Source organism: Sedimentibacter hydroxybenzoicus DSM 7310, assembly GCF_013403245.1.
Lineage (GTDB): Bacteria > Bacillota > Clostridia > Tissierellales > Sedimentibacteraceae > Sedimentibacter > Sedimentibacter hydroxybenzoicus.
In genome coordinates this window covers 1-26709 of record NZ_JACBNQ010000022.1, presented here as the reverse complement: position 1 = coordinate 26709, position 26709 = coordinate 1, and the positions used below count along the sequence as shown (strand labels likewise).

At 34.3% G+C, this 26709-nt stretch carries 27 protein-coding genes and 1 other RNA gene; 22 read left to right on the top strand and 6 right to left on the bottom strand.

From position 1 onward, the window contains the following. Positions 1–38: 38 nt before the first annotated feature. The 13 genes from HZF24_RS15150 to HZF24_RS15090 all read left to right on the top strand — a co-directional run bounded on the left by HZF24_RS15150 (position 39) and on the right by HZF24_RS15090 (position 12937). A complete protein-coding gene (locus HZF24_RS15150) occupies positions 39–986 on the top strand; it encodes an ABC transporter permease (RefSeq protein ID WP_322790751.1) in 948 nt (315 codons plus the stop codon). A gap of 1 nt (position 987) precedes the next feature. Further along, complete coding sequence (locus HZF24_RS15145) at positions 988–2001, top strand: ABC transporter permease (RefSeq protein WP_179239189.1); 1014 nt, start codon at positions 988–990, stop codon at positions 1999–2001. A 225-nt stretch (positions 2002–2226) separates the two neighbouring features. Then, entirely contained in the window at positions 2227–2994 is a 768-nt protein-coding gene (locus HZF24_RS15140) for an alpha/beta fold hydrolase (protein ID WP_179239188.1), read from the top strand. Between the two features lie 11 nt (positions 2995–3005). Then, positions 3006–4646 (top strand): UDP-N-acetylmuramoyl-tripeptide--D-alanyl-D-alanine ligase, encoded by a 1641-nt coding sequence (locus HZF24_RS15135; RefSeq protein ID WP_179239187.1) that lies wholly within the window; start codon positions 3006–3008, stop codon positions 4644–4646. A 13-nt stretch (positions 4647–4659) separates the two neighbouring features. Next, the gene (locus HZF24_RS15130; RefSeq protein WP_179239186.1) at positions 4660–5814 is read left to right on the top strand and encodes a D-alanine--D-alanine ligase family protein; all 1155 of its coding nucleotides are present in this window, start codon (positions 4660–4662) and stop codon (positions 5812–5814) included. 83 nt (positions 5815–5897) lie between these two features. After that, entirely contained in the window at positions 5898–8063 is a 2166-nt protein-coding gene (rnr, locus tag HZF24_RS15125) for a ribonuclease R (RefSeq protein WP_179239185.1), read from the top strand. A gap of 227 nt (positions 8064–8290) precedes the next feature. Next, positions 8291–8740, top strand: a complete 450-nt coding sequence (gene smpB / locus HZF24_RS15120) for an SsrA-binding protein SmpB (RefSeq protein ID WP_179239184.1) — start codon at positions 8291–8293, stop codon at positions 8738–8740. A 7-nt stretch (positions 8741–8747) separates the two neighbouring features. Then, positions 8748–9102: a transfer-messenger RNA gene (ssrA, locus tag HZF24_RS15115) on the top strand. 385 nt (positions 9103–9487) lie between these two features. Further along, complete coding sequence (locus tag HZF24_RS15110; protein ID WP_179239183.1) at positions 9488–9703, top strand: hypothetical protein; 216 nt, start codon at positions 9488–9490, stop codon at positions 9701–9703. A gap of 46 nt (positions 9704–9749) precedes the next feature. Continuing rightward, entirely contained in the window at positions 9750–10016 is a 267-nt protein-coding gene (locus tag HZF24_RS15105; RefSeq protein ID WP_179239182.1) for a hypothetical protein, read from the top strand. Positions 10017–10101: 85 nt separating this feature from the next. Continuing rightward, complete coding sequence (locus HZF24_RS15100) at positions 10102–11415, top strand: hypothetical protein (RefSeq protein WP_179239181.1); 1314 nt, start codon at positions 10102–10104, stop codon at positions 11413–11415. 65 nt (positions 11416–11480) lie between these two features. Continuing rightward, a complete protein-coding gene (locus HZF24_RS15095; RefSeq protein ID WP_179239180.1) occupies positions 11481–11975 on the top strand; it encodes a GNAT family N-acetyltransferase in 495 nt (164 codons plus the stop codon). Between the two features lie 98 nt (positions 11976–12073). Further along, positions 12074–12937, top strand: a complete 864-nt coding sequence (locus HZF24_RS15090) for an AraC family transcriptional regulator (protein ID WP_179239179.1) — start codon at positions 12074–12076, stop codon at positions 12935–12937. A gap of 63 nt (positions 12938–13000) precedes the next feature. On the opposite strand, the gene HZF24_RS15085 is transcribed toward HZF24_RS15090, so the two are convergent. Beyond that, positions 13001–14461 (bottom strand): FAD-dependent oxidoreductase, encoded by a 1461-nt coding sequence (locus tag HZF24_RS15085; RefSeq protein WP_179239178.1) that lies wholly within the window; start codon positions 14459–14461, stop codon positions 13001–13003. A 74-nt stretch (positions 14462–14535) separates the two neighbouring features. Further along, positions 14536–14964 (bottom strand): DMT family transporter, encoded by a 429-nt coding sequence (locus HZF24_RS15080; protein WP_179239177.1) that lies wholly within the window; start codon positions 14962–14964, stop codon positions 14536–14538. Between the two features lie 260 nt (positions 14965–15224). On the opposite strand from HZF24_RS15080, the gene HZF24_RS15075 reads away from it, so the two are divergent. Continuing rightward, positions 15225–16433 (top strand): FprA family A-type flavoprotein, encoded by a 1209-nt coding sequence (locus HZF24_RS15075; protein ID WP_179239176.1) that lies wholly within the window; start codon positions 15225–15227, stop codon positions 16431–16433. Positions 16434–16557: 124 nt separating this feature from the next. Here the strand turns inward: HZF24_RS15075 and HZF24_RS15070 are convergent, their stop codons facing one another. After that, positions 16558–17475, bottom strand: coding sequence for a selenium metabolism-associated LysR family transcriptional regulator (locus tag HZF24_RS15070; RefSeq protein WP_179239175.1), 918 nt, complete (start codon positions 17473–17475; stop codon positions 16558–16560). 23 nt (positions 17476–17498) lie between these two features. After that, positions 17499–18644 carry an aminotransferase class V-fold PLP-dependent enzyme gene (locus HZF24_RS15065; RefSeq protein WP_179239174.1) on the bottom strand — a complete coding sequence of 382 codons (1146 nt, stop codon included), beginning with the start codon at positions 18642–18644 and terminating at the stop codon, positions 17499–17501. Between the two features lie 276 nt (positions 18645–18920). Here HZF24_RS15065 and yedE point away from each other — a divergent pair, with 276 nt between their 5' ends. The 6 genes from yedE to HZF24_RS15035 all read left to right on the top strand — a co-directional run bounded on the left by yedE (position 18921) and on the right by HZF24_RS15035 (position 22054). Then, the gene (gene yedE, locus HZF24_RS15060; protein WP_179239173.1) at positions 18921–19997 is read left to right on the top strand and encodes a YedE family putative selenium transporter; all 1077 of its coding nucleotides are present in this window, start codon (positions 18921–18923) and stop codon (positions 19995–19997) included. 12 nt (positions 19998–20009) lie between these two features. Beyond that, positions 20010–20216, top strand: a complete 207-nt coding sequence (locus HZF24_RS15055; protein WP_179239172.1) for a sulfurtransferase TusA family protein — start codon at positions 20010–20012, stop codon at positions 20214–20216. Further along, complete coding sequence (locus HZF24_RS15050; protein ID WP_179239171.1) at positions 20216–20452, top strand: DUF3343 domain-containing protein; 237 nt, start codon at positions 20216–20218, stop codon at positions 20450–20452. Before HZF24_RS15055 ends, HZF24_RS15050 begins: the two co-directional genes overlap by 1 nt. A gap of 131 nt (positions 20453–20583) precedes the next feature. Next, positions 20584–21192 carry a hypothetical protein gene (locus tag HZF24_RS19090; protein ID WP_246346160.1) on the top strand — a complete coding sequence of 203 codons (609 nt, stop codon included), beginning with the start codon at positions 20584–20586 and terminating at the stop codon, positions 21190–21192. A gap of 19 nt (positions 21193–21211) precedes the next feature. Next, complete coding sequence (locus tag HZF24_RS15040; protein ID WP_179239170.1) at positions 21212–21358, top strand: hypothetical protein; 147 nt, start codon at positions 21212–21214, stop codon at positions 21356–21358. Positions 21359–21493: 135 nt separating this feature from the next. Beyond that, positions 21494–22054 (top strand): acetate uptake transporter, encoded by a 561-nt coding sequence (locus HZF24_RS15035; protein ID WP_179239169.1) that lies wholly within the window; start codon positions 21494–21496, stop codon positions 22052–22054. Positions 22055–22109: 55 nt separating this feature from the next. Here HZF24_RS15035 and HZF24_RS15030 read toward each other — a convergent pair whose 3' ends face one another. Together HZF24_RS15030 and HZF24_RS15025 are read right to left on the bottom strand one after the other, a co-directional pair. Next, entirely contained in the window at positions 22110–22748 is a 639-nt protein-coding gene (locus tag HZF24_RS15030; RefSeq protein ID WP_179239168.1) for a cell wall hydrolase, read from the bottom strand. A 202-nt stretch (positions 22749–22950) separates the two neighbouring features. Continuing rightward, positions 22951–23610, bottom strand: a complete 660-nt coding sequence (locus HZF24_RS15025) for a DUF6143 family protein (RefSeq protein WP_218835315.1) — start codon at positions 23608–23610, stop codon at positions 22951–22953. A 135-nt stretch (positions 23611–23745) separates the two neighbouring features. On the opposite strand from HZF24_RS15025, the gene HZF24_RS15020 reads away from it, so the two are divergent. Next, positions 23746–25809, top strand: a complete 2064-nt coding sequence (locus HZF24_RS15020) for an MASE3 domain-containing sensor histidine kinase (protein WP_179239167.1) — start codon at positions 23746–23748, stop codon at positions 25807–25809. Positions 25810–25914: 105 nt separating this feature from the next. Further along, positions 25915–26535, top strand: coding sequence for an FMN-binding protein (locus HZF24_RS15015; protein ID WP_179239166.1), 621 nt, complete (start codon positions 25915–25917; stop codon positions 26533–26535). The last annotated feature ends 174 nt before the right edge of the window (positions 26536–26709 follow it).

Below are 26709 nucleotides of genomic sequence, written 5' to 3'. Positions count from 1 at the left end.
ATAGCTTTTTTTCCCTGCTGAAAAAAGACTTCACTATGATGTTGTCCAGTAAATTTTTGCTGCTCATTGTCGGGTCTCTTATACTTTATTCCCTATACATCAATCTGGTTTATGTCAGAACAGATCAGGCTATTTATCCTGTTTACCTGTTAGACCCGGCAGAAAGTATAGAAAATATATCCGGTCAAATCATTCGGGTAGACAATATGGAGGAATTACAGTCGCATACATCCGACGGATACGCTGTCGGCATCGACGCTACGGGAGCAGCGCCAAAAATAATTATGACAGCATCGGGACTGGACAGCACAGACCACACACGCACCGCCTATGCTCTCTCCCTTCTGTCGCCGGGGCAAAGTACACCGGCAGAAGTGATTGGACAAAACAGTAAAGAAATGAAAAGTCGGCGTGAAATAACAAGTGAGTTTCTATTTTTTGAGTTGGCTGCTGTCGGCTTCTTAGGTTTGGCTTCCACTCTGTTCGAAGAAAAGTATATGGGCGTGATACGGATACATGGAGTAATGCCGATAAGCAAGAGCTTGTTTATTTTTTCAAAACTCATACTGTTCTTACTGGCTGACCTTGTATTTGCATTTTTGCTTACAGTTATCAATCTTGGATTGGAGGCAGGTTTTTCGGTACTTCCTGCCATCTTAGTACAGACTGTTATACTTTCCATTATTATGGCATTGGTAGGCTTCTTTTGTGCTGTATGGTTACCGGATTTTAAGCAGTTCTCCTTATTATATATTGTCTTTGCTATCTTCATTACAACTCCAGTTTTTCTTGTGGGGCAGACGAGCATTACTTGGAACTGGATTAACTATCATCCCATGTACCACCTATTCATGGCAATAAAAAACGCCTGCTTTGAAATGCCTGTAGGGGAACCCGTCTATTACATTATTTGTGTCGTATCCATTGTGGTCCTGTTCCTGGTGGCACATAAGACATTGACACGAGAAATGGCAAAGGAGGGATAGCATGAGAGGTATATATCATCAGCTTAAAAATATCCGACGGGATAAAATGTGTATCTTGTCTTTTTTGTTGCCCGTTATTGTCGGGCTTGCCATAAACTTGTTATCTGATGTGAGTTTTTCGACCCTTGGAGAAACGGCTTTTGGTATAGTTCAAAATGATTTGACAGAAGAAATGGCAGACTGGGTAGAGCAAAACGGAAGTGTCACAGTATATGAGGATATGGAAGGATTGCAAATGGCGGTCATTGACCCTGCCACGCAAATGATTGGAGTAGTTCGGGATAGTGGTACGATAAAGTCTATCTTGTCCGGAGATGAATTTCAACTATACAAAACAATAGGCGATAAGCTTCCTCAGCTCTTCGAAGAACGAGAAGCGATGAGGTTAGTCGCCGTTGAAGCCCGTCCAGCTCAAAGCGATAGTTTATGGCCCAAATCATTACTTATCGTAATAACGATGGTTACGGCCATGTTTATGGGATGTACTTTCAATGCAATGAGTATTATCGGAGAAAAAGAGGATGGCATTTCGTTTATCAATGAAATATTACCAATGACACAACAGGAATATGTGTTTCAAAAAATTTCTTTAGGACTTGTCGGTGGTATTTTATCTACCATTGCTACCGCATTTGCATGTATGAAAATTGAGATTGAGCAGCTCTTTCCGTTATTGTTGTTAATTGTATTGTCTGCATTTATATCTGCGCTGATTGGGATGTATATCGGACGATTTTCCAGCGGGCTTATGGCAGGTATTGTCTATATTAAAATGATTATGATATTGTTTATTGCACCACCTATTCTTTTCTATCTGATGATTCCAGCGGACAGTATCGGCAGAATCTTATCCTACCTGCTTCCTTCCAGTGCTGCTTTTTATGGTCTGATGGACTTGGTGAATGGACGCGGACAGAATATAAGCTCATATTTTGCTGTTTTGTTGATACATTGCGTAGTTTGGATGTTGTTTTATTTTATAACAAGCAGTGGTAGTAAAAATTCTACAGAATAGAAAAATCCTATTTTCGGTTTTTAACTAAACAGCTTTATCATACTATCATATGCAGGGCTATCATTTGGGTAGTCCTTTTTTTAGTTATCTGCTTGCAGATTTCACACTATTAACATATAATATAACGATAGAGTGGCAATGGATTTGCGATTGATAAAAAACAAATGCCAATCCATTGCCAGTCAACAGCCAATCAATCGCCTATCAATTGTAACGGGGGTTATAATGCAAATTAATATTGACGGTATTAATATTAACTACATAGATGAAGGTCAGGGTACTGCTGTTTTGCTTTTGCACGGCTGGGGAGCTGATATACAGACAATGATGCCTATAGCCAATATATTAAAAGATAAGTGCAGAGTTGTAGCTTTAGATTTACCCGGCTTCGGCGAAAGTGACAAGCCTGAGAAGCCGTGGAACTCATATGATTATGCAAATTGTGTCAATAAATTTATTGAACTAAAAAAATTAGACAATATAATATTATTCGGACATTCACACGGCGGCAGAATATCCATAATATTATCAAGTATGCATGATTACGTCAAAAAACTTGTACTCATTGACAGCGCAGGCATAATTCCGAAAAGGAAACTAAATTATTACATAAAGGTTTATTCATTTAAACTATTAAAGAGCTTCTACTTGTTGTTTGTTAAGGGAGATTCCAAAGAACAAAAGATAGAAAAATTTTATAAAAAATATGGTTCAACAGATTACAAAGCTTCAGACGGCATTATGAGGCAGACTATGGTCAAGGTTATCCATGATAATTTAGTTGCTTTGCTTCCTGATATTAAGGCACCCGCACTGCTCATATGGGGAGAAAATGATGAGGATACCCCTGTTTACATGGGTAAGATAATGGAAGAAAAAATCAAGGACAGCGGACTGATTGTTTTTAAGGATGCCGGTCATTATTCTTATATAGATAATTACGAGCAATTTAAAGCAGTTATAAATGTATTTCTGAAAGATGATTTTAATTAGGGAGTGATAATATGAATTCTACAATATTTTTGTTTTCGATTTGTTGGTTTGCCCTTTGTTTTTACAAGCTGAGATTTTCATTACACATGCTTCAGATTGAAGGATATAAAAATGAAAAATATATAGAGTGGACTGAAAAAAATAAAGATAAAGTATACACTCAAAAAGATAAAATATATACAGCTATTTGTATAATAAATACCGTATTTTTTTTATTTGCCGTAACTGGAGGTAAAAATAATATTACTCAATATGCTATGGCTGTTTCTGTTTTTACGTCACTTCTGCTAATATTTAAATATAAAGAAAAATATAATTCAAAAAAACCACTGGTATTTACACCAAGGGCAAAGAGATTGCTGGCCATTGCTATGGGCTTAGCCATCATAGATTTCATAATATTAGTTTTAATTGTACAATTTGTTTCTAAAGATTTTGTCAAATTTTTTCCGTTATGGTCAGGATTTTTGTCTATAGTTTATTTTTTCAGCTCATATTATATAATAGGAGCCAATTTTGTTGCACAGCCAATAGAAAAAAATATACATAAGAATTTTTATAATTCAGCATCAAAAAAAATAAAAAACATGACAAAATTAACCTCTGTAGGTATAACAGGAAGCTATGGTAAAACAAGCACGAAATTCTTAACTGCTGCAATATTGGGCAGGAAATTCAATGTATTGAATACACCGGACAGTTACAATACTCCGATGGGCATAAGCAAGGTTATAAATAATGATTTAACGGATGATTATGAAATATTTATAGCTGAGTTAGGTGCAACCAAGGTTGGTGATATACATGAGGTTGCAATGCTGACCAATCCCAAGATAGGAATACTTACATCAATTGGTCCATGTCATTTGGAAACATTTAAATCAATTGACAATATTATGCGAACGAAGTATGAGCTTATAGAATGTCTGCCTGATGACGGGATAGCAATTTTTAATTATGATAATGAATATGTAAAGAAATTGGCAGATAAAACATATAAAGAAAAAATACTGTATGGGATTAAAAACGCAGATAAAGCAGATGTGTATGCAACAGATATAGTAGTTGGAAATACCGGCTCTAAATTCACGTTATGCATAAATGATTCAGGAACCGTAGAATGTGAAACTAAGCTTTTAGGTGAACATAATATATTAAACATCCTTGCGGGAGCAGCAACTGCCAAGGTGCTCGGACTATCCTTAGACGAAATCAGAAAAGGGATAGCTGATATAGAAAGCGTAGAGCACAGATTACAGCTTATTGATCCGGGAACCGGGGTAATTGTAATAGATGATGCCTTTAATTCAAATCCTGACGGAGCAAAAGCCGCACTGAATGTTTTAGCGTCATTCAAGGATAAGAGAAAAATAATTGTAACTCCGGGTATGGTAGAATTAGGAGATCATGAGCAAACAGAAAACGAAAAATTCGGAGAAAATATTGCAGCAGTTTGTGATATTGCCATATTGGTAGGCAAAAAACAAACGGCTCCTATACAGACTGGTTTACAAAAGAATGGCTTTGATGAAGATAATTTGTATGTGGTTAATTCATTGAATGAAGCAACTAAAGTTTTAAAAAAGCTTACTAAAGTAAATGATGTAGTATTATTCGAAAATGATTTGCCCGACACATACAACGAAAATTGATATGGAGGTTGTTATGAAAAGAATCGGAATAATTATAGGCGGAAAAACCGTTGAACATGAGGTTTCCATAATTACAGGACTTCAGGTATTGGATAACATCGATAAAACAATTTATGAACCAAGGATAATATACATACAAAAAGACGGAAAGTGGTATGTGGGGAATTGCCTTCACGACATTAATAACTACAAGTCTAAAAAATTTGAAGATGCATACGAAGTGCTGCCCGGTTTTAAAGATGGAAAACTGATATTGTATCCTCATCCTGATTTAAAGCAAGGTTTCTTCGGAAAAAAGTACAATACTTATAGCATTGACATAGTTTTTCCGGCGGTTCACGGTACAAATGTTGAGGATGGAGCACTGCACGGCATATTTCAGATGAATGGAGTTCCATGTGCATTTGGCTCTGTTTTAAGCTCCTCTGTAGGTATGGATAAGGTTATAATGAAAAAGGTTTTTGAAAGTAACAATCTGCCCATAGTCGGTTATACATGGTTTTACAGAAGCGGTTTTGAAAAAAACAAGCAAGAAATAATGGAGGAAATCGAAAAAATTGGTTATCCTTTAATAGTAAAGCCGGCTAATTTAGGTTCAAGCGTTGGAATCAGCAAAGCTAATAATCAAGAAGAACTGATGTTTTCTATAGAAGTGGCTTTAAACTATGACAGAAAAGTAATAGTAGAAAAATGCATTGAAAATGTGAGGGAAATCAATTGTGCTGTTATGGGATATGAAAATGATCTTACTGTCTCGCTTTGTGAAGAACCTGTTGGATGGAAGGAGTTTTTAACCTATGAAGATAAATATGTAAACAAAAAGAAAGATGCATCGGAATCGAAAAGAAGAATACCCGCAGATATAGATATAGAAGTTGAAGAAAAAATAAAATTGTATGCTAAGGAAGCTTTTAAATCAATCGATTGCTGTGGTGATGCAAGAATAGATTTCCTTTTTGATGGCAACAATATATTTGTAAATGAAATCAATACAATACCCGGCTCCATTGCATTTTATCTATGGGAAGGATTAGGAATATCTTTTACGGATTTAGTAACTAAAATAATAGAATTTGCTGAAATTCAGCAAGAGCAACAAAAATCAAACATAGTATCCTATGACGTTGATTTATTAAACAGGATGGGAAGCGGCGGGAAACATAAATAAGAAATCAAAGGTTTCAGTGGGCGTCCCAGAACCTTGAATGACGGGCAGTGCCCTTATTGATCTTGATTTTGAAGGAGTAGATAATGAACTTTAAAGAAAAAATTTTATCATATATGAAGGAAGAAGCATATAAACCACTGACATTTCATGAGCTTTTACAAGAATTTGAAATAGAAAGCAGCATGAAAAAAGAATTGTTAAGAGCTCTAAATGAGCTTGAAGATGAAGGAAGTATAATATTTACAAGGTCACAAAGATATGGTATTCCCGAAAAGATGAACTTGATTGCCGGTACCTTGGACGGAAATCAGAAGGGATTTGCTTTCTTAAGACCCGATAACAAAGACATCAGTGATATTTTCATATCGCCTGTAGATATGAACGGAGCTATGCACGGTGACAGAGTTATCGTAAGACCTATGAAGACAACTGAAGAGGTTAAAAGCCCTGAAGGTAAGGTTATAAGAATTCTTGAAAGAGCAAATGAATATGTAATAGGAACATTTCAGAAAAGCAAAAATTTCGGTTTCGTTGTCCCTGATGACAAGAAAATTGCCTTTGACATTTTTATACCCGGAGACGAGTTCAACGGTGCCAAAACAAACGAAAAGGTAAATGTTAAAATAACCGAATGGCCGGATAAAAGAAAGAATCCTGAAGGTAAAATTGTAGAAATAATCGGAGATATAGAAGATACAAGGACACATATAGAAGCCGTGCTTCTTGACAGAAAGGTAAGACAGGTATTTCCTGAGGATGTCATAAAGGAAGCAATAAGAGTTTCATCTGAAGGAATACATGAGCAGGAGTACAAACGCAGGAAGGATTTAAGAGATCTTAACATAATTACCATAGACGGTGAGGATGCAAAGGATTTAGATGACGCTGTCTATGTCGAAAAAATTAATGATGATGAATATATGTTGGGAGTACACATTGCAGATGTAACCCATTATGTAAAAGAAGGCAGAAGCCTGGATAAGGAAGCATTAAAAAGAGCAACGAGTATCTACATAAGCGACAGAGTTATACCAATGCTTCCAAAGGAATTGTCCAACGGTGTCTGCAGCCTAAACCCGGGAGAGGATAAGCTGACACTTTCCGTTGAGATGATAATAAATAAAGAAGGAAAGGTAACAGATTATAAAATATTTGAGAGTATTCTGAAAAATCGTTACAGAATGACGTATACTGATGTATCTGAAATATTAGAAAATAACGATGAAGAATTGTCGGAAAAATATAAAGAAATTCTCCCCATGCTTAAAAATATGGAAGAGTTAAGCTTGATTTTAAGAAGAAAAAGAGAGCTCAGAGGTGCAATCGATTTTGAATTTCCCGAAACAAAAATTATTACGGATGAAACGGGTAAAGCAACCGACGTAACAAAGTATGAAAGAAGAGTTTCAAATAAGATAATAGAAGAATTTATGCTTGCTTGCAACGAAACCGTTGCAGAACATTATTATTGGCTCAACATGCCTTTTGTGTACAGAATACACGAGGACCCCGACGAAGAAAAAATGCATGAATTCAGCATATTGATTCATAATTTGGGGTATGCGTTGAAGGGCTCAAACGAGGTTCACCCGAGAGAATTGCAGCAGCTTTTATTAAAAATTAAAGGGAAAAAAGAAGAATCACTAATAAACAATATGATGCTGAGGTCACTGAGAAAGGCAATATATTCACCCGAAAGCTCGGAACACTTCGGACTGGCAGCACAGTATTATTGTCACTTCACTTCGCCCATAAGAAGATATCCCGACTTACAGATACACAGAATTATTAAAGGTCAGCTTAACGGTAAATTATCGGAAGACGATTATCACAGATTGTCGGAACGTACAGCCATAGTGGCGGAGCAATCATCCAAAATGGAAAGAATTGCGGATGAAATCGAAAGAGATGTTGACAAAATAAAAATTGCAGAATATATGTCCGATAAAATAGGTGAAAAATACAGCGGTGTAATTTCAGGTGTAACAAGCTTTGGAGTATTTGTTGAACTGGAGAATACAGTTGAAGGTCTTGTGCATATATCAAATATGGTTGATGATTTCTACATATTCGATAATGAAAAAAGAGAATTATTCGGGCAAACAAGCAGAAAGGTATACAGAATAGGTGAAGACGTTAAGGTCAAGGTATTAAACGTAAGCATCGCAAAAGCCGAAATAGATTTTGTTTTTATATCAAATTTTACAGAAGTTAAAATGAATGAAGAAAAAGATTTAATTGAGGTTTAAAGTAAAAATTAAACTTAGCTTAAGATTTATATTGTAATATATATAATATGTAGGGGTAGGTTGTTGAAAACGCAGAACAAACTTTTTCAACAGCCTATTTATTGATTACTTTGACTGACAAATCATGCATAAAAAATAAATATATGCATATTTTTCAAACAAACTGACATTTGACATTGCAAATAATTAATGCTATAATCATCCTACACTTGATGGTAGGTGAGAATATGGCTGAAAATACAAAAAATATTGCAAGCAACAAAAAAGCATATCATGATTATTTTATAGAAGATAAATATGAAGCCGGAATTGTACTTGTCGGTACAGAGGTAAAATCAATACGACAGGGAAAAGTTAACTTAAAAGATAGTTATGTAAACATAAAAAACGGTGAAGCATATGTTTACAATCTGCATATAAGTCCTTATGAAAAAGGCAACATTTACAATGTTGATCCCTTAAGGCCCAGAAAGCTTCTTTTAAATAAAAGAGAAATAAGAAAATTGATTGGATTGGTAACTTTAAAAGGTTATTCATTGATACCATTGAGTCTATATCTTAAAAACGGTCTTGTTAAAATGGAAATGGCAGTGGCAAAAGGTAAGAAAAACTACGACAAACGTCAGGATATTGCAAAAAAAGATGCCGAGCGCCGTATACAAAGACAAGACGATTAACCATTACGGGGGCGTAAATGGTTTCGACGGGGGTATAGAAGTAAGTTAAGCGAGTCGTTGTCGCCAAACAACGTAAAAAGTGGCAACAAAAATAAACGCAAAAGAAAACAATAATTTAGCATTCGCAGCGTAAGCTGCTCGCTTGTCCCGCTTAGACGACCTGCAGTTTAAGTTGGGGCATCATTTAAAGCAGGGAACTGCCTAAGGGGTTCTTCGACCTTAAGCTGAACAACCGGAGATAGCCGATACCATAGCTTGACGATAGGCGATGGTTGAGGCGAAACATAAATTATCGTCTGCACTCGGAGAAAGACTTGTGGAAATATTTTCGGACGTGGGTTCGACTCCCACCGCCTCCATACATTAAATACACAATAAATTATGGAAGCATGTTAAACTCCTCAATCTGAGGAGTTTTTTTATGGATTAACCCCATTTTAATAAGCGGGTAGCGAAATTAAAATGGGGATAGGTCATATGCACAGAATACCAAATTTATGTGAGTGAAAGCGAACAAATAAATTTGATGCATTCCACTACTTGTGCACTAACCTTATTTTGGTTATACTATATAAAGAGCTGACAAAATATACACGCTTTCTAAACACATTGTAATTAAAAAATTTGGAAGTGTAAAACCTGAAAAAGTTGATCATGTAAAGAAAAAAGTGATTGAATTATTAAAATGATGTTGTAGGATACGTCAAGTTTTTTATTTTCTATAAGTGGTGTTACAGGAGAGGTTTAATGAAGTATTTACCTATTAGTAAACAAAATAGACAACAGATTAATCACTTCATTTCAAAGCATTGGCTTTCAACCGACATGATTATTCGTGGAGTAAGAATAGATATGACCAAAGTGGACGGTATAATTGCCATGAATGGTGATGATATATGCGAAATAATATCTTTAGACAGCATGAAAGAAGGCGGCAGTTATGTATTTATTGTGTCGGTGTGAAGCAGGCCGGTAAGCGGCTTGCACTATGATATAAACGGAGGTAAAAATGAAGAAAGAATTTCTGAGAAATTCTCTGTATGTAATGGTTATTATATTTGTTATTGGTTTCGTAATCATATTTTCATCAGGTGCCATAGGAAAGTCAATGAGGTATGATTATTTGAAAAAATACAAGAATGGTGTATCTTCTAATCAATTAGAAATATACTCAAATGATATTACATCCAATTTTAGAATAGCCGGGCAAGTAATATCTACATTGGGAGGATTCGGTATACTTCTTTGTGGATATGCTTACTATAAAGATTTGTAGTTGATTATGTACAGTCTTAAAAAACAGTATTAAGCATTTCGACTTGTGAATACTGTACCTGAAAATTGATATAGGAGAAAACGAAATGAGAGGTTACAAAAAGCCGACTTTCTGGTTAATGGCGGTGCTTGTGATACTGCTAATTGTTGTTGTCGTATCGGTGGGAACAAATCCAAGAAGAAATTACGAATTCAGCGGTATGACATGGGTGCAGGAGGGACGTAAATATTTTTATGCTGAAGATACTCCCGAGAGTAAACAGGAGGAATTAGTTTATTTGTATTTTTTATACGGTGTTGAAGGTGATTACGAGAAGAAATATGATTTGATTTCAGAGAGAAATAAGATAGGTCTCGATATTGAACGAAATGCAGGTAAGGATATTTACAGCAGCTATGTGTTGCACAGTATTACAACGGTTGATAATGACTCGGACTCTTATAAATATTTTAAGGAGAAGAACAACCTAACCGAAATTGAAGTAATAAATGTTGTTTATACAAAAAAGGACAGCTTAAATTTGACAGCTATGGGACCTCAATGGGGGAATGGAACATATACTAGTGGCTATATTGTTGGAAAAACAGCCGAAGATCAAGATTATAAAATTCAGGATTTTATGATGCCTTTGAGACCGGATGGCAGTGAAATGAATTCGAAAATTTTATCAAGTTCCGTAAATTTATACATATATGAGGATAATGAAGCGGTTTCTGAAAGAGTAATAACAGACAGTGTTTCAAAAACAAATATAAATATGCTTTTAAGAAATGTTGATGAGTCCGGAATAATATCAAATGGAAATGCTCCGCCTGAGACAGGCAGTTATGTAAAGGCTGTAATAAACGACAAGGTATATTATGTTTATGAGATAAATTCAAGGTATTATATTAAAAAATCAAACAAAGACATAGGCAATATGATGTTTGATGAGTACAGAGATATAAAAAATTACAGCAGATACGGCACAATACCCGAGCCTATATATATAAGTGCAATTGTTTCAGGTATTACCTATGATGAATACAAGAAGACCGGCGGCGAAAGTCCGGATGCTCCTGACTTAAGTGATTACAGAAAAATTAAATTTGAATTGTATGTTGAATTCCCTGATAATATAAAAAACAGAAAAATTGAAACATCAGGCTTAGCTATGATTAAAAAGGGTAATGAAGAGAACCGGCTGAGAGGCGGAGGTACGTTTGAACGAGACAATGAAGCTGAAAATTTTGCTATCTATGAAGAGGAAATAGTATTTGACGCAAGAGGATTGACTGACGATGACATTATAAATATATTTAAAACAAGAGAGGCATCTGTTTCATGGACGGACAGTGACAATAATTATATAAAATATGAATATGATATTGGAGAAATAATTGAGATAAAAGATAAATAATATAATATGTTATTTTTTTTCGCAGTTAGTCTTTAAAATAAATTGCAAAATGCATTGGAGAGATTATGTTTTTTGAATTAAAGGATTTTTGTATAGATTTAGTTGAATCTAAGGATTTAGATGAAATCGCTGAAGTTTATAATTCTAATAAGCAATTTTTAAAAAGTCACATGAATAGGGAAAGAGTAACAAATGAATGGATACTTCAAGAGCTTGAATCAATGAAAAAGTCCGGCTTTTACTCTTGTAAAATAGTTGAGATAAAATCGGGAGAAATAATAGGAATTATAGATTTTAAAGCAGGAGAAGAAGTATATTTATCATTACTAATGTTAAAAGATAATTTTAAGGGCAAGGGTTTTGGAAATTTGATTTTTCAGTACTTTGAGGAGTACGCCAAATCGCAAAAAAGCAAATGTATAAGAATAGATGTGGTCACTGATTATGATAATTCAGTGCTTGATTTTTGGATTAACAATGGTTTTGCTAAAGTTGAAGATATCGAATTAAATTGGACAGAGAAAATTCTGCCTGCAGTTGTAATGAGAAAGTATATTTAATATTATATAACATTTCATCCGATATATTTTATATCATAAATGTCGAGTAATATTAATTCTCTTTTGTTATTATAAAAATGTGAAAAGGAGGGGAACTGATGCTGAAAGAATTAAATTGTGTGATGGGCTATATTGATGATCATTTAACGGATGATATATCTCTTGATAAAATTTCCGAATATGCCGGTGTTTCGGATTATCACTTCAGAAAGATATTTTTTTATCTTTCAGGGATGACGCTGAATGAATATATCAAAAAAAGAAAGCTGTCTGAAGCAAACAGAGATTTATTAAATGGTGAAAAAGTGACTGAGGTTGCATTTAAATATGGCTATCAGTCTATGGACGGATTCACACGAGCGTTTAAAAAATGGAGTGGTTTTTTGCCGTCTGATGTAATAAAAACAGGCATTAGCAAGTCATTTCCCAAGCTTTCATTCATAATAACCGTTAAGGGAGGAATATCTATGGAATTTAGAATTGAAGAAAAACCGGCTTTTAATTTAGTTGGTGTAAGTAAACGCGTACCTATGCAATTTGAAGGCGTGAATAACGAGATTGTGAAGCTTGCAATGAGTATAACGGATGAACAAAAAGAAGAAATGCATTCTCTGCAAAATATTGAGCCGTATGAAATTGTAAACGCATCTTATGATGCTGATGCGAATTTCTTAAAGGAAGAAGGAGATTTAACTCATTTGATAGGTGTTTTAACAACTAAAAATCAAGTGAGCGATCTATTGGATAAAATACCGGTGGAAGCATGTACTTGGGCAATATTTCCGAACGAAGGACCGTTTCCTTCTACCTTGCAGGAAACTATGGCAAAGGTATATTCGGAATGGCTTCTTTCTTCTGATTACGAAGTAATTAATATCCCTACTTTTTCTTTTACTAAAATGGATAAACATAAAAAGGATTACGCATACAGTGAAGTTTGGATTCCTGTGAAGAAGAAATAAGAATTTTTATACGCAAAATAAAAAAACCTTTAAATTTGAGGTTTTTTTATTTGTGTCGAATTTTTATTTTTTTGATACATATCTGAATTCACGATGATTTATATTGTTATCGGCATTCCATAAATTTTCTTTATTGAATAGAGTAGGTTTATATAATACAGGACAGCATTCATTATTACTTGGCTCTATACCTTGAGGGAAAGAAAAAATATTTAACGGATCATATTTTTCTTTGATATATTTTAACTTTTCTTTATGGCATCCGAAATATTCTTTTAAATAATTGTCTAATTCAATATATGGAAAGTTTATATATGAACCTGTAGTTATTGATTTCAGGTATGGAAACCTATTTTTAATCCAACTTTTATTTTCTTCAGCATATTCATTTTCTTCCCAGACGGTTTCAAGCCAAATTATATACTTTGCGTTTCTGAAATAAAAAGCAGTATCATCAATATCAATATCGGAAACCCTGCCACCCAATGCATACATTGATAATCCCGCATAAACTGAGCCCTCAGCTCGATCCCTGATCAAATTAACTACATTTTTAATTTCATTATTATTAAAATCTTTTAATACAAAACGGCTTGCAGACTTAAATTTTTCATGTTCAGGATATGTACTGCCGATAATTGTTACCGCTTCTAAAAATGTAACTTCTTCTACACTATAAATTGCATTATTGAGCATAAGAAAATCCTTTAAAATTATCTTTGCTTCAGCAGGGTCACCATAAAAAATTCCTCTTACTAACATAGCTAACCCATCTGCCTCAGAATTATATATCCTTGAAATAAGAGTCATTCTATCATCTGCATTATTTAGCCAGGCTTGCCACAATATAAGAAAATTTTCTTGCTCCTCAGAATCAACGTTTAAATAATCAATTTCAATAAGTGTGACTTTATCAACAGGTTCAGGAAGCCTGAAAGTCATACTTACTATAACTCCAAAATTACCGCCGCCTGCTCCCCTGACAGCCCAGAATAAATCTGCATTACAATTACTATTTGCCCTGATTATTTCACCTTCAAAATCAACTAATTCAATTTCTGTCAAACTATCGCAGCCTAATCCTAAATAGCGACAGGATAATCCCCATCCTCCGCCTAATGAATATCCGCTTACACCTACTGCAGGACATGTACCGCCCGGAAACGGATAACCCTTTGATGACACAAATTCATATACATCCTTGTTGGTAGCTCCGCCTTCTATATATATTAATTCCTCACATTCGTCTATCACAATATTATTCATGCAGCTCAGATCTATAACAAGTGTACAGCTGCCGTTAGAATATCCTTCATAATTATGTCCGCCGCTGCGAATTCGTACTGGCATGGAATGTCTTCTTGCCCATTTTACCGCATTAGAAACATCACATATCATAAAACAATATACAATAACAAACGGATATTTTTGAACAGCACTGTTATAGCCTTGTCTTAATTCATCATAGGAAAAATCAAAAGGTAACACAATTTCACCGGTAAGTCCTTCTAAAAATTCATCCATAATCTTTTCCCCAATTAACGAAAATTTATCTATTATATGATGAATATTTTGATAATGTTCTTTTAAGTTGTTTACTACTTCTTAAAAACGATAATTCCGGCAATCATGAGGGCTACACCAATAAGCTTGCTCCATTCAAAGCATATTTTTTCGGTGCCGAACAATCCAAAGGTTTCAATTGAACATGAAACTACAAGCTGAGCCAATAAAATCAGCATTGTTGCATATGCGGGTCCTAAATCGGATATGCTTTTAATAACGGTGAAGGTTATAAATGCACCGATGACACCACCAATTAAATATAATTTGTTGCTTACGTTAAACACCGAAAGCAAATTTTCCCGACCGGTGAAGAACCATATAATTATGCTTGCGGCAAAAGCAGTCAGGTGCACCCAGCTGTTTGTAGCCCACATATTCGATGAATCCATTACACGGGTATTAAAAACTCCTTGAACACTCATTAACAATCCTGCAAGCAATGCAAGTAAAATACCAATCATACTAATTTCCCTTCCACTATAAAAAATATATTATCTTATAGTATTGCTCAAAAAAACAATTTAAATAATAATAGCAGGAGAAAATTAAGGAAAGAATTGGACACTTACAAAGTTTATGGTATAATACATATAACATACCATCACCTCGGCAATGCAAGCTCGCTTGCGCTGCACTCGGTTCAGGTATGTTATAATCTAAAAACAGGATAATACTATAGATGAAAGATTGAGACGAGTTCTCAGTAAGAAGGAGCGAGAATATGCATTGTGTTCAAAAAATAACTGAAAACATATATTGGGTAGGCGGCAATGACAGACGTCTTGAGCGTTTTGAAAATATGTTTCCCATACCAAACGGTGTATGCTACAATTCGTATTTGATTTTAGATGACAAAACATGCTTGATGGATACTGTAGATACAGCAATAAGCAGATTGTTTATAGATAATATAGTTCACGTTCTGAACGGAAGAGATTTAGATTATTTAGTTATAAATCATATGGAGCCGGATCATTGTGCCAACATTGAAGAACTGGTTAAAAGGTATCCTGATATAAAAATTGTAGGAAATAAAAAAACATTTCAATTTATAGGACAGTTTTATGATTTTGATTACAGTATGAACATTCATGAAGTTAAGGATTGCGAGACCTTGTGTATAGGTAAGCACAATTTAAAGTTTATGACTATGCCTATGATTCATTGGCCGGAAGTTATGTTTACTTACGAGGAGACAGAAAAAATTCTATTCTCGGCAGATGCTTTTGGAGCCTTTGGAGCAATGTCAGGAAATATTTTTGCAGACGAAACCGATTTTGAGCATCATTATTTAGAGGAAGCAAGAAGATACTATTCGAATATTGTAGGTAAGTATGGTTCACAGGTACAGGGTGCATTAAAAAAATTAAGCTGTTATGATATAAGGATGATTTGTTCTTTACACGGACCGATATGGAGAGAAAATTTAGAATACTTTATTGAAAAATATAACGTATGGAGCAAGTATGAACCGGAAAAAAACGGGGTAGTATTAGTATATGCGTCAATGTATGGCAATACGGAAAACATTATGAATGTTATTGCAAACAAGCTTGCCCAAAAGGGTGTTAAGGATATGCGTATGTATGACATTTCAAAAACACATCCCTCATACATTGTTTCTGATATATGGAAATACAGCCATGTAATATTCGGCTCGGTAACATACAATATGGGATTGTATTATGGAATGGAATCGCTGCTTAATGAGCTTAAAGCTTTAAATCTTCAAAATCGTAAGGTCGGTCTTGTAGGAAACGGCACTTGGTCTCCGCAAGCTCTGAAGGTAATGAATGAAATAATTTGTTCCATGAAAAATATGGAGATAGTGGGAACTCCATTCGAAATAACTTCATCCATGAAGAATAATGAAGAGGAAATCGTAGATAAATTTGTTGAAGGCTTTTTCATCAATCTGATAGGCTGTTGAAAAAGTTCATCCTGCAAGGCGCCGGAAGACGGGCAACCGCAGCGTATTAGACATACGTGAGGATTGACCGGATGAACGGCAACGATGCAGGTGGGCTTTTTCAGCAGCCTGACCCCTTGATAATTCAAGGGGTTATATGATTTATATCCTTCCAGTTAATTAAAAAATCTTTAAATGCTTCCACCACAGGAGATAAGGTCCTGTTTTTACTATATACGAAATAGAAGCTTCGTTTTAATTCTAAGTCCTTTATTTTGAGAGGCTTAAGTAGTTTTAAATCAATTTCATTTTTTACTGCTATTTTTGAAATAAAACTGACGCCCAAGCCAAGCTCTATCATTTTCTTAATCATTTCATTACTGTCTATCTGAGAAACAATGTTTAAATCATCTAAGCTTATATCCATGACAGAAAGCTTTTGTTCAATTAATCTTCTTGTTCCTGAACCTTTTTTCCTTAGTATTAGTTTTTCAGAAAACAAAGCGTCAATATCTAAATAGTCATTTTCAGACAACGTATAGTTATCATTATTTGGAGTACACAGGATGAGCTCGTCTTCATAAAAATCTATATATTCCAGCATATCAGAATGGTACCTTGCACCCACTATGCCGAAGTTTAATTTACCTTCCAGAATATCATCTATTATATCTTTGGAATTTTTATGAGTCATAGAAAAGGAAACCTTAGGATATATATTTAAAAAATCCTTAATTATATAAGGTAAAATATATTGTTCAGGTATAGAGCTGGCTGTTATTTCTATTTCACCTTCAACCTTGTTGGAATGCTCGGAAAGTATATACTTGGCCTTGTCTCTGATATTAATCAGCTCAACGGCGTATTTATAAAAGATTTTTCCTGAGTCAGTTAAATTTATTGTTTTGCTTGTTCTGTTTAAAAGGGTAGTATTAAGCTCTTTTTCAAGATTTTGAATATTGTTGCTGACAGTAGGCTGAGTTATATATAGTTCTTTTGCCGCGTAAGAAAAACTATTATGCTTGACTACGCTTATAAAGCTTTCCAATTGGTTAAATTCCACAATATTACCATCCTCATTACAAATTATTTTACTATTTTATTTATACAATCTATAGTATAATCAATTTCTTCTATTGTTGTAAAATGACTTACGGCAAATCTTACAGTACCTCCCGGGAACGTGGCTAAGGTTTTGTGAGCCGATGGCGCACAATGCAAACCACTCCTTGTCATAATTCCATAATTTTTGCTCAGCTCATGTGCAACGAGACCGTTATCGTTGTCAATGAAATCAACGGACAATATTCCGGTTCTGTCGTCAGTCGTTTTCTTGCCGATAATTTTAATATTTTTAATATTGAGTACGGATTCCATAAATCTATCAAGAAGATACATCTCTTTCTCACGGATGTTTTTGATGCCATGGCTTAATAAGTATTTCAATGATGTATTTAATCCGTAAATCCCAGGTATGTTCAACGTTCCCGCTTCATATTTATCAGGCATATATTCCGGTTGTATTTCCGTATCAGACAGACTGCCTGTACCACCTTCGATTAAAGTATTCATTTCTTTATTAATTCGGTCATTTAGTACAAAGCCTCCTATTCCCTGAGGACCGAGCAAGCTCTTATGACCCGTAAATCCTATTGCGTCGGCATTTAATTTTTGCAAATCAACATCTAAGAAGCCTGCAGTCTGAGCGCTGTCGATTATAAAAAACAAATTATATTTTTTGCAGATTTGTCCCACTTTTTCCAAATCTAAAACAGTACCGCATACATTTGAAGCATGAGTCATTATTATGGCTTTAGTATTTGGTCTTATTGAACTTACTACATCCTCAATGTTCAATTCTCCTGATTCATTACATACGGCTTTTGTATATTCAACTTTATTGTTAAGAGCATTTAAAGGTCTCATAACTGCATTGTGTTCCATTGATGAAACTATTACATGATCATTTTCCTTCAATAGTCCTTTTATTAATACATTCATACTTTCGGTTATATTTTTTGTAAATATGACATTTTCAGGCTTATTAAAATTAAATAGTTCACATATGAGTTCTCTGGTTTCATACACAACATTTTCAGCTTTGTAAGAGGACATATAAGCCCCGCGTCCTACATTAGTTCCAACATTAAGAATATAATCAGACATACTTTCTGCCACACCGGGCGCCTTGGGATAAGATGTAGCTCCATTGTCTAAGTAAACATATTTCATAGTTGGTCTCCTTTAAAAAATATAATTGTATTTATTCTATCATAAGTGCAAGCCGCTTATCGGCTTGCTTCACACTGATATAATAAATACATGTTCAAGCAAGACATAAGTCTTTGCATCCTTAATTGTATTTATTATATTATGAAAAATGAATTTACACAACAAGTATAAATTTTACAAATTCTTAGGCATGCAACTATTAGATTAATCTATTTTACTTTAAAATTTACGAATGTTAAACTATTGACAGATTTTAAATAGCAAGGAGGACGCTAAATGAAAGATAAAAAAGGAATTATTATTGCAGGGGGAATTATCGGAATAATATCTGTATTACTTGTACATTTTGGAAACCCTGCAAATATGGGATTTTGTATAGCCTGTTTCTTAAGAGATACATCCGGAGCATTAGGATTCCACAGAGCTGATGTTGTTCAATATATCAGACCTGAAATCATCGGTCTGGTATTGGGGGCGTTTTTATTATCATTAAAAAACAAAGAATTTGCATCAAAGGGTGGTTCTTCGCCTTTTACAAGATTTATGCTTGGAATAGTGGTAATGGTTGGAGCTCTTGTATTTCTTGGCTGTCCGTTAAGGATGGTATTAAGATTAGGCGGAGGAGATTTAAATGCTTTATTCGGTATTGCCGGATATGCCGCAGGAATATTTGTCGGAGTTCAATTCTTAAACAAAGGCTTTAACCTTAAAAGAAATTATAAAATGCCTGCAATCGAAGGCTATGTTTTTCCGGCAGTTACTGTTGGTTTATTGGCTCTTTTGATTGCTTCACCTGCTTTTATATTCTTCAGTGAAAAGGGACCCGGTTCTATGGCGGCACCTATAATTATTTCACTTGCAGCAGGCTTGGTAGTAGGCGGTATAGCACAAAAAACAAGAATGTGTATGGTTGGCGGCATTCGTGATATGATTCTTTTCAAAGATAATTATCTTTTGCTTGGATTTATTTCAATATTCGTATTCAGTTTAATCGGAAATTTAGCCTTTGGATTTTTTAACCTTGGTTTTGCAGATCAACCCGTTGCACACAATGACGGATTATGGAATTTCTTAGGTATGGCATTGGCGGGATGGGGTTCAGTTCTGCTAGGCGGATGCCCTCTCAGACAGTTGATATTATCAGGAGAAGGTAATGCGGATTCTGTAGTAACTGTAATGGGCTTGCTGGTCGGAGCAGGTATCGTACACAATTTCGGCTTGGCTTCAAGTGCTGCAGGACCTACCTTAAACGGAAAGATAGCCGTGGCTGTATGCTTTGTCTTCGTAGGAGTTATATCATATTTCAACTCAGAAAGTTTATTTAAAGTAAATGCCAAAGCAAGTGCTGAATAGGAGGAGAAAAGAATGAATACAGTAGATACATGTGGTATGAGCTGTCCTCAGCCGGTATTAATGACAAAAAAGTCACTTATAGAAAATCCTGAAGGAATCGACATAATAGTAGATAACAATGTAGCCAAGGGTAATGTTCAAAGGTTTTTAAAAAATGCCGGGTATAATGCAGCAATCATAGAAAAAGGTGATGTTACCGTAATAGAGGCAAGGAAGTAATGACATATACCGTTTTATTTTTTACACATTCAGGATCTATAAAGTTTGAACGAAAATGCAGTAAAAATAATATTCAATGCGAGCTTATGCCGGTTCCGCGAAGCTTAAGTTCCAATTGCAGCATCAGTGCCAAAATTAATTTCGAAGGCAATATACAAGACTTAATAGATGATGAAATAGAAAAAATATTTTTGACTGAGAACAGTAATAATAAGCTTATATATGAAGCAGAATAAAATACAGTATGATGGAGGTCGGTTTTTAAGACCTCTTTTTTTCCCGAGATTACAATACATATGTCGGCACAATATTTTATTTGAAGAATATATATAATTATATATATTATTTAAATAAAGGGGTGTAATAAATGGATGGTTTTTATGATGGAGCAGAAGCGTTCAGACATATGAATAACATGGCAATAAATGTCGAGGATGCAGTTATAGAAGAAGTTTTTCATGATAACAGATCAAGCTTTGTAACAATTTCATACGGTGTACCGGGTGGTTTTGGTTTGATTAATATAGAACTTGTCACATTGGTGGTTGACGGAAATACTATTATCAGGAACAGAAGAGGAAGAAAAATAAGCGTCAGAGAATTAAGACCCGGTAACGTTGTTGATGCAAGCTTTTCAGCTGCCATGACCAGAAGTATACCGCCGCAATCAAGAGCTTTTATGATAACTGTGGTAAGAGAAAATGTAAATCCGTCACCTGTTTTTCCAAATGTTGTAGAGGATAGGATTATGGAAATTGACAGGAATAATAATTTCCTTATAACCGGAAACCCAGATGATATGATGAGCCAGATGCGTTTTGTTGTAAATGATATGACAGAAATTTATGACAGGAGAGGAAACAGAATACGTCTGAGAGATTTGAGACCCGGACAGATGGTTAGAGTCGAGCATGCTGATTTTATGACAGCGAGCATACCACCTCAAACAACGGCATTCAGCATTTGGGTTATATAATTGGCAGGGGAGAATTAAAATGAGAACGGATGAAATGGTTAAAGCATTGGAGAGATATTTAGAAGAAGCAGGACTAGAAAATGCAAAAGAAAAATATTTGAACAACAAAAGTGATGAAGATATACTTGTTCTCTATAATGTAGCGTCAGAGGATTTCAAGAAATAAATAAAGTTAGCATCACCTGATTTTTTAAAAGAAAATCGGGTGATGATTTTTTGTTAAAATATATCTCTTGATTTAAGGTCATCCATATGCTATTATGTTAAAGATTTTGCAATTATTATTTTATTTGGAGGAAAAATGATAAAAGAGAAAGTAGTATCAATTGCTAACCCATCTCCTCTGGGATTGTTGGGATTTGGATTAACAACAGTGCTTCTTAATTTGCATAATGCAGATATTATTCCGTTGTCTATCGTAATAGTGGCGATGGGTTTTGCATTGGGCGGAGCGGCACAAATAATTGCCGGAATTATGGAATTTATTAAAGGCAACACTTTTGCAGCTACCGCATTTACAGCATACGGATTCTTCTGGTGGTCATTGATTTTGATTTGGATAAATCCTTTTGAAAAAATTGCCGCTGCTGATTTGAAAAGTATGGGATTTTATTTATTACTATGGGGCATATTCACAGCTTTTATGTTCATCGGAACATTAAAGCATAACCGTGCAACACAAGTTGTTTTCTTTTCACTCACAATGTTGTTTTTTATGTTGTCGATTGCAGATTTTACCGGATCACACGCCATAAAAACAGCAGCAGGCTGGGTGGGTATCGCATGCGGTTTGTCAGCTATTTACAACTCATTGGCCCAAGTAGTAAATAATGAATTTAATAAAGAAATTATGCCTTTATAATAAAGGGTGAAAAAAGCAATAAAAAATACGCCATAGGCGTATTTTTTATTGCTTTTTAGTATGAATATATCATTCTTCCGATTTTTACAGAAACAGGTTTTGATAAAATCCATGTATTAGTTGTTGAATCATCATAAAAAAATAATGCACCGTTAGTAGGATCAACTCCATTTAAAGCTTCCTTAGCAGCTTTTATGCATTCTTCATTGGCAGATCTTTTGATCCATCCGTTTTGTACAGGTGAAAATTGATAATATTCACCAAACTTTTGATTTATAACTTCTGTTATCGTGCTTGCAAATACACCGCTCTCAACTCTGTTCAATACAACTGCACCAACAGCCACCTTTGCTTGATAGGGCTGGCTCTCGGTTTCTGCCATTATTAATCTTGAAAGCAAGTCCAATTCATCAGCACTGTAGTTTTGCCACAGTTCGTTTTTTTCTGTTTCAACAATCGGTGAAGATGTTTTTACCGGGATATTAAGTATTTGTCCAATGCCTATGTAATCTGTATAAATATTATTTGCCTGTCTTAAACTTGAAAGAGAAATATTGTATTTTTGTGATATTAAATAAAGTGTATCTCCTTTAACCACGGTATAGGTTGCTGCCTCCGCAGTTGCTGTGAAAGAGAAGGTAAGTCCTGCAGCAAGCCCTGCAGATAATAGAATTGACCGTATTTTCTTATTCATTTTGTCCTCCTATGCTCTTTTAAGCTTCCAGCTTTTGATAATCAGCGTTACTTATTAAAGATTCAGCTTAAAATTGTAATCATTATTGTAATTAAAATTTAATGCTTAATCAATGGTAACTACATGAATATATGGTCATATAAAACACCACATGAAAAAACCACCATAAAAGGTGGTTCAGGCCGCTGACAAAGTCGGGTGATTATAATATAGGCTCCTCCCACCAACCAAAGGCAACTCTTGCAATAGCAGGAAGAGTAGGCCTATCCGGATTGGATAAGTAAACAGTAAATGAACCACCCGGAGGAAATATAAATCTTCCTTGCTCTTCTTCTTCTATCATAGTTCCGGCGGCACCACTTCTGCCAAACGCTAAATTCCCGTCTGTAGGGAATCCTCTTACACCAACTCCGAATTGGAGTATTGTTTTCGGTTGTGGTCGAGGAATAATTGCAGTATTTGCAGAAGCTACAAACGGAGATTCCTGAATGATACCGGGAGGAGTAGAATTAAACCAGATTTGAACTCTGAATGGAGTGGATATAATATCACTTATGACCCAGGCATTAACGTACAAATTCACTCCTGAACCCGGAGGATTATATAGTCTTGACCATCCGTTTGTCGCTTCGCCGAATCTTACATTTACTGCAGTTCCGACGAAATATTTACCCTCCATAGATTTTGCCGTAGCTATCGGAATTTCAGCTACATAATTGAAAGAAGCAGGGCTTTGTGATTCCGGAGATATCTCTTGAGAAGAAACATTAGAAGGAAAATAAGTAACGGTATTGCTTCCGGAAAAGGTGTAAAAATCAGCACTTTTCCAAGGTATAAAATTGTCCAATATAGATTTATCCATAATACACACACCTTTCAATAGATATATACATTATATGTATTAGTGAAATAATTGTTAAATTGATAATTGTAGTCAAGTATTTTCTTTGATATAATAATATATACACTTGGAATTTTATAACATCATGGAGGAAAAATGGAATCATCATACAAAGAAAACAATGAACAGTCTCTCATCAATCACATTAATATTTTCCAGCACATTTTATTCGTATTATTTTTAATAGTTATTTATTTGCTAAAGTATTTAAATTATTATTGGTTTCACACAGCAGCCGAAATTTATAGTTGTATAATTGCAGGTTGCATTTTTATTACATCAATTAACACATATAGAATTTCGTTTAATAACTATTTTATGTTTTTAGGATTTGCGTTCATATTTATTATGATCCTTGATATTTTTCACATATTAACATATGCAGATATGATAATATATCCTTTTGTATCAGTTGGTATTGGTGCAAAGTTTTGGATAGCTGCCAGAACCTTGGAATTGAGTACATTTTTAATTTCGTTTATTTTACTATATTATAGTGATTTAAGACCTAATTTTTACTTAATATTTGCAGTGTATACAATAATACTGATTTTTTTAATAGTTGATATATTATATTTAAATATTTTTATTCCACAAATGAAGACATCCTCAGGAATAACAACAGTAAAAATTTTTTGGGAGTATATTTTATCAACGGGATTTTTGCTTTGTTGCTTCATATTGTATAAATTAAAAAAAAAAATTGATTACAAATTGTATACAATGTTAATGATGGCTTTTATTTTTAAAGCAATTTCAGAAATTTCTTTTACTTTGTGCTCAGGTGTTACGGATCAATTTAATGTATTAGGGCACATTTTTAAGATAGTTTCTTATTATTATTTGTATACGGGGATAGTGGTAAATGGTCTTCAAAGACCATTAGACATGATAAAATACAATTTAAATAAAGCAGATACGGCTATTCAAGAAAAAGAGAGACAACGATTGTCCATGGAAGAAATTATAAATCAAAATGAACATTGTTATGATTGGATTATTGATAATTCGAGCAACGGTATAGTCATAATTATTGATAAGCAAATATCTTATGCAAATTCTACAGCGGTTAATATTTTGAGCGCTAAAAATTTAGACGATCTTAAAGGTAGGAAAATTTATGATTTTATAGGCGGTAATTCATTAAAATCACCTAGATTTACTAATCAAAAGAATAATTATGAACATAATGAAATCATTATAAAAAATTTAAACAATGAATTGATTAATGCGGAGTTCAACGTAAACAAAATAAATTACAGGAATACATCAGCGCAATTACTTATTATAAAAGATATAAGCTATAGAAATGAAATAAAGACACTAAAAAATGAATTGTCAGTAAGTGAAGACCAATTAAATAAAACTAATGAATACAATAAAATGCTGACCGAATTTTTTTCAAATATATCTCATGAACTTAAGACTCCGATAAATGTAATATTAAGTGCAGTGCAATTATTAATATGTCAAAGTGAGGAACCGGCAGATAATTTCAACGAAAAACTAAGTTTGTTACTAAATGTGGTTAAACAAAACGGGTATCGGCTTATTAGATTAGTAAATAATTTATTGGACATATCAAAATATGATTCCGGTTATATGAAACTTGAAATACATAATTACAACATTGTAAATATTGTTGAAGAAATCACCTTATCAGTTGCTGAATACATAGAGTCAAAGGGAGTCACCTTATTATTTGATACTGATACGGAAGAAAGAATTATGGCAGTAGACGCTGATAAAATAGAAAGAATTATGCTGAATTTGTTATCAAATGCAGTAAAATTTACAAATGATGGGGATGAAATAACAGTTACCGTAAAAGATAATGAGGATTATGTCAGCGTTTGCGTTAAAGATACAGGGATAGGAATTCCCGAAGATAAATTAAAAATGATTTTTGATAGATTTGCCCAAATTGATAAAACGCTGATAAGAAATAAAGAGGGAAGCGGAATTGGATTATCATTAGTAAAAACACTGATAAATATGCATGGCGGAAATATTAGTGTAAACAGTGTAGTTGGAGTTGGAAGTGAATTTGTTATAGAACTTCCGGTAAGATTAGTTGAAGAAGCAGAACAGGTTAATAATAATTGCAGTGAAAGTAAAATAGAAAAAATACTTATAGAATTCTCCGACATTTACGGTTAGTAAAAAATATATAATTATAGTAAGATTTGATTAAAATTAGATTATTTACAAGCGATATAAAAGCTGTTATAATATACGATGTTGGAAAAAATAAAGGAGGAAGAAATGAAAAAAGGTATAATAATAGTAGTTGTATTAGTGTTGTCTTATGCGATATTAGCGGTTGGAAATGGTATGCTTGCAGGTAATGATGATGTTGCAACATCAGGCAAAGAAACATTGACAGGAGCTGCTGAGGGATTTGGCGGAGAGGTATCTGTTACAGTTACTACTGAAGGCGGTAAAATTGTTAATGTTGAAATAGTTGGTGATGGCGAAACTCCCGGAATCGGAACAAATGCCATAGAACAACTTCCTGAAAAAATAAAAGCAGCTAATTCGGCTGATGTAGAAATCGTAGCAGGTGCAACTGTAACAAGTGAAGCAATAATAAAAGCTGTTAAAAGTGCATTGGAAAGCAGCGGCGCAGGTGGCGGAGCAACTTTAACAGGAACTGCCGAAGGGTTCGGTGGAACAGTAACCGTAACTTTAACAATGGATGGCGATAAAATAACCGGCGTTGAAATAGTTGGTGACGGCGAAACTCCCGGAATCGGAACAAATGCCATAGAACAACTTCCTGAAAAAATAAAAGCAGCTAATTCAGCAGACGTAGAAGTTATATCAGGTGCTACAATTACAAGCAACGCTATAATTGAAGCTGTAAGCAACGCATTAGCAAAATAATAAGCAGATTTTAAGCAGACGACCCAAATTTCTAATTTGGTGTCGGTCGCTTATGCTGTATGCGAAACATAAATGAAATGGTGACGTATCGTCACCATCAGACTGCTGACAAAGTCAGCAGCAAGTAACAAAAATTACGAAAACTTAACAGAGAAACAGTTGGAAAACCAACAG